General features: G+C 67.9%; 3 protein-coding genes. 2 read left to right on the top strand and 1 reads right to left on the bottom strand.

From position 1 onward, the window contains the following. Window positions 1-151 precede the first annotated feature (151 nt). Window positions 152-1,681, bottom strand: a complete 1,530-nt coding sequence (locus ACE3UY_RS22140) for an aldehyde dehydrogenase family protein (protein ID WP_374689643.1) — start codon at window positions 1,679-1,681, stop codon at window positions 152-154. A gap of 102 nt (window positions 1,682-1,783) precedes the next feature. On the opposite strand from ACE3UY_RS22140, the gene pyrE reads away from it, so the two are divergent. Next, complete coding sequence (gene pyrE / locus ACE3UY_RS22135; protein ID WP_374689642.1) at window positions 1,784-2,389, top strand: orotate phosphoribosyltransferase; 606 nt, start codon at window positions 1,784-1,786, stop codon at window positions 2,387-2,389. Window positions 2,390-2,453: 64 nt separating this feature from the next. Beyond that, on the top strand, window positions 2,454-5,196 hold a 2,743-nt coding region (locus ACE3UY_RS22130; RefSeq protein WP_374689641.1), incomplete at its 3' end, for a GNAT family N-acetyltransferase.

Below are 5,196 nucleotides of genomic sequence, written 5' to 3'. Positions count from 1 at the left end.
CGCAACAGCCGGCGGGGCAGGCTGAGGCGCTCGGCCAGCCCCAACTGGGTCAGGATGGCCCCGAAGCCGTGGCGCGCCATGACCTCGGCGATCCGCCGATACCGCGCCAGATGGCGCGGGCGCAGGCGAAAGAGGATGGAGTCTCTCAGCACTAACCTGTCTCGAACTTGATACCCTGGGCCAGGGGCAGCGCCTTGGACCAGTTGATCGTGTTGGTCTGGCGGCGCATGTACGCTTTCCAGGCGTCAGAGCCGGACTCGCGGCCGCCCCCCGTCTCCTTCTCCCCGCCGAACGCGCCGCCGATCTCCGCCCCCGACGTGCCGATGTTGACGTTGGCGATGCCGCAATCGGAGCCGGTCGCCGCCAGGAACGCCTCGGCCGTGCGCATGCTGTCGGTGAAGATGGCACTGGACAGCCCCTGCGGCACGTCGTTGTGCAGCCGGATGGCCTCGTCCAGCGTGTCGTACTCCAGCAGGTAGAGAATGGGCGCGAACGTCTCGCGCCGGACGATGTCGGTCTGGGCCGGCATGCGGATGAGCGTCGGCTCGACGAACTGCGGCCCCACGTCGGGCCGGGCGCGCCCGCCCGTCAGCACCTCGCCGCCGTCGGCCACGGCCTGCCGCACGGCGTCCTCCATGCGGGCCACCGCCTCGGCCGTCACCAGCGGGCCGAGCAGCACCCCCTCGGCCAGCGGGTCGCCCAGCGGCGTCTGGCGGTAGGCGCGGGCCAGCCGGCCGGCCAACTCGCCGGCCACGTCGCGCTGGACGAGGATGCGCCGGGTGGAGGTGCAGCGCTGGCCGGCCGTGCCCACCGCGCCGAACAGGATGGCCCGCGTCGCCAGGTCGAGGTCGGCGTCGGCGGCGACGACGATGGCGTTGTTGCCGCCCAACTCCAGGATGCTCCGCCCCAGCCGCCCGGCCACCGTCTGGGCCACCGACCGGCCGACGGCGGTGGAGCCGGTGAAGGAGACCAGCGGCAGGCGCGGGTCGGCGGCCAGCCGGCGGCCCACGTCCGGCCCGCCGGCCGTCAGGGTGAAGACGCTGCTCAGCCCGTAGTCGGCCATGACCCGGTTGGCGATGTGCTGGAGGGCCACGGCCGTCAGCGGCGTCAGTTCCGACGGCTTCCAGACGACCGTGTCGCCGCAGACGGCGGCGATGGCCGCGTTCCACGACCAGACGGCGATGGGGAAGTTGAAGGCGGTGATGACGCCAATGGGGCCGAGCGGGTGCCACTGCTCGTACATGCGGTGGCCGGGGCGCTCGGAGTGCATGGTCAGGCCGTAGAGCTGGCGCGACAGGCCCAGGGCGAAGTCGCAGATGTCCACCATCTCCTGCACCTCGCCGATGCCCTCGGCGCGGATCTTGCCCATCTCCAGGGTGATCAATTCGCCCAGCGGTTCGATGGCTTCGCGGACAGCCGCGCCAAGGTCGCGCACGACCAGGCCGCGCCGCGGGGCGGGCCACTCGCGCCAGCCGGCGAAACCGGCCTCAGCCGCGCCAACGACGGCGTCGTAGGCCTCCGGCGTGGCCGGGATGACCGCGGCGATGGGTTCGGCCGTGGTCGGGTTGTAGGAGACGAACGGCGGCGCGCCGCTGTCGAGCCATGCGTCAGGCCCGGCGCACACGCCACGATTGACCGCGGCGATGCCCAGCCGGTCGAGAAGCGCCTGTGTTTTGTCCATGCGGTGACCTCGTATGTTGTCGGAAGGCGATTATAGGAGAGAAAGCGCGGATTTCACAGTCCTATTACCCTTCCCGCGCAACCGCGCTAAAATAGCGGCTGCATGACCGACCTGTCGCCCATCGAATCCCTCGTCCTGACGCTCCATGATATCGGCGCGGTGCAATTTGGCCGCTTCCGGCTGCATAGCGGCAAAGAGTCGCGCATCTACGTCGATCTGCGCGTGCTGGTCTCCTTCCCGGGAGCGCTGCGCCAGGCGACGGCCGCCTACCGCGGCGCGCTGCAACCGCTCGACTACGACCTGCTGGTCGCCACGCCGCTGGCCGGGCTGCCCATCGGCACGGCGCTGTGCCTCGACCTGAACAAGCCGCTCATCTACCCGCGCAAGACGGCCAAGAGCTACGGCACGGGCAAGGAGATCGAGGGGCGCTGGTCCATCGGCGACACGGCCGTGGTCATCGACGACCTGATCACCTCCGGCGATAGCATCCTGGAGACCATCGCCTCGGTCAAGGCCGCCGGGCTGAAGGTGCAGGACGCGGTGGTGCTCATCGACCGGGAGCAGGGCGGCCGGGAGATGCTGGAGGCGCAGGGCTATCGCGTCCATGCCGTGCTGACGTTGCGCCAACTACTCGAAATATTCGTCGCGCATGATCGCCTCAGCCATTCGCAGCGCCGTGAAGTGCTATCGTCGCTTAATCTAGCGTAGTGGTCAGTGGTAGGGGCGGGTTTCAAACCCGCCCCTACCACTGACCACTAAAAAGGAATGACCCATGTCCGATACCGAGAAAATGATCCGCAGCACCGCGCACAACGTGTTGCGCATGGAGCAGAACCCGCTCGAAGTGATGTTCAAGCCGCGCAGCGTGGCCGTGGTGGGGGCCACCGACCGGGCGGGCAGCGTGGCGCGCACCATCCTGTGGAACCTGATCAGCACGTCGTTCGGCGGCGTGATCTTCCCCGTCAACCCCAAGTACACCAGCATTTTGGGCATCAAGGCCTACCCCAGCATCGCCGCCATCCCCGACCCGGTTGACCTGGCGATCATCGTCACGCCGGCCAAGACGGTTCCGGGCATCATCGAGGAGTGCGTGGCCGCCGGGGCGCGCGCCGCCATCATCATCTCGGCCGGCTTCAAGGAGACGGGGCCGGAGGGCGCGGCGCTGGAGCAGCAAATCCTCAAGATCGCCCGCACGGGCGACATGCGCATCGTCGGCCCCAACTGCCTGGGCGTGATGAACCCCATCACCGGGCTGAACGCCACCTTCGCCAGCACCATGGCCCGGCCCGGCTCGGTCGGCTTCATCAGCCAGTCGGGCGCGCTGCTGACGGCCATCCTCGACTGGAGCTTTCGCGAAAACGTGGGCTTCAGCGCCTTCGTCTCCGTCGGCTCCATGCTGGACGTGGGCTGGGGCGACCTGATCTACTACCTGGGCGACGACCCCAACACCAAGAGCATCGTCCTCTACATGGAATCCATCGGCGACGCGCGCTTCTTCCTCTCGGCGGCGCGCGAGGTGGCCCTGACCAAGCCCATCATCGTCATCAAGCCGGGCCGCACGGAGCAGGCGGCGCGGGCGGCGGCGTCGCACACCGGCTCGCTGACCGGCGGCGACGAGGTGCTGGCCGCGGCCTTCCGGCGCAGCGGCGTGTTGCGCGTGGACAGCATCGCCGACCTGTTCAGCATGGCCGAGGTGCTCAGCAAGCAGCCCCGGCCGCGCGGGCCGCGCCTGACCATCGTCACCAACGCCGGCGGCCCCGGCGTGCTGGCGACGGACGCCCTCATCACCGACGGCGGCGAACTGGCCCCCATCTCCGACGAGGCCATGGCCGCCTACAACGCCCTGCTGCCGGCCGCCTGGAGCCACAACAACCCGGTGGACATCCTGGGCGACGCCGACGCCACCCGCTACGCCGAGGCGCTTAAGATCGCCGCCAACGACGCCGACAGCGATGGCACGCTGGTCATCCTGACCCCGCAGGCCATGACCAACCCGACCGAGACGGCCCGCGTCCTGGCCGACCAGTTCGCCCGCCCGGCCGGCTACACCTATGGCAAACCCATTCTCGCCAGCTGGATGGGCGGCTCCGACATCAGCAGCGGCGAGTCGATGCTGAACAAAGCCAACATCCCCACCTTTCCCTACCCCGACACGGCGGCGCGCATCTTCAACTACATGTGGCGCTACCAGCGGCGGCTGACGGCCCTCTACCAGACGCCGACCATGGCCGAGGATTTCGGCGAGACGGGTTTCAAGCACTTCCTCATCAAGGAGATGCTGGAGCAGATTCGTCAGACGGGCCGCACCATCCTGACCGAGTACGAGTCGAAGCAGGTGTTAGAGGCGTACGACATCCCCACCGTGCCGACGCGGCTGGCCAGGAGCGCCGACGAGGCGGTGACGCTGGCCGAGGAGATCGGCTATCCGGTGGTCATCAAGCTTAACTCCGAGACCATCACCCACAAGACGGACGTGGGCGGCGTGCGGCTCGACCTGACCACGGCCGACGAGGTGCGCCACGCCTTCACTACCATGGAGCGCACCGTCGGCGAGAAGTTCAGCCCTAAGGACTTCCTGGGCGTGACCGTGCAGCCGATGCTCAGCCTGAAGGAGGGGTACGAACTCATCATCGGTGCTAGCCCCGACCCGCAATTTGGCCCGGTGGTGTTGTTCGGCACGGGTGGCACGCTGGTGGAGGTCTTCAAGGATCGCGCGCTAGGCATCCCGCCGCTGAACACGACGCTGGCTCGGCTGACGATGCAGCGCACCAAGATCTACGAGGCGCTGAAGGGCGTGCGCGGCCGGCCGCCGGTCGATCTGGCGCTGCTGGACCGGATTTTCGTCCGCTTCAGCCAGTTGGTGGTGGAGCAGCGCTGGATCAAGGAGATCGACATCAACCCGCTCTTCGCCTCGCACGAGCAGCTGATCGCGCTGGACGGGCGGGTAGTGCTCTATGGGCCGGAGGTGAAGGAAGAGGAGTTGCCCAGGCTGGCGATCCGGCCCTACCCGTCGCAGTACGTCAAGACGTTCACCAACAAAGAAGGCATTGACTTCACCCTGCGCCCCATCCGGCCGGAGGACGAGCCTAAGATGGTGCAGTTCCACGAGAAGTTGTCGGAGCAGAGCGTCTACTTGCGCTACTTCCGCGCCTTCCAGCTGGATCAGCGCGTGGAGCACGAACGGCTGACGCGCATCTGCTACGTGGATTACGACCGGGCCATCGCTCTGGTCATCGAGTACACCAACCCCAAGACGGGCGAGCAGGAGATCGTCGCCGCCGGGCGGCTGACGCGGCTGCAGAACCCGGAGGAAGCGGAATTCGCCATCCTGGTGCGCGACGACTTCCAGAAGCGGGGCGTGGGCACGCAACTGCTGCAAGCGCTGCTGGACACTGGCCGCCAGGAAGGCATCCAGCACGTCATCGCCTACATGCTGCCGGAGAACCGGGGCATGATCCAGATCAGCGAAAAGCTGGGCTTCCGCATGGAGCGGGAGGAGGATATGGTGAAGGCGG

The organism is Promineifilum sp. (SeqCode) (assembly GCF_041918635.1).
Classification (GTDB): Bacteria; Chloroflexota; Anaerolineae; order Promineifilales; family Promineifilaceae; genus Promineifilum.
The sequence above is the reverse complement of the archived record's forward strand: the minus strand, read 5'-3'. Positions and strand labels throughout refer to the sequence as shown.

Coding starts and splice junctions, on each gene's coding strand:
- ACE3UY_RS22140 (WP_374689643.1), bottom strand. CDS start 1,681: ATGGACAAAACACAGGCGCTTCTCGACCGGCTGGGCATCGCCGCGGTC.
- pyrE (WP_374689642.1), top strand. CDS start 1,784: ATGACCGACCTGTCGCCCATCGAATCCCTCGTCCTGACGCTCCATGAT.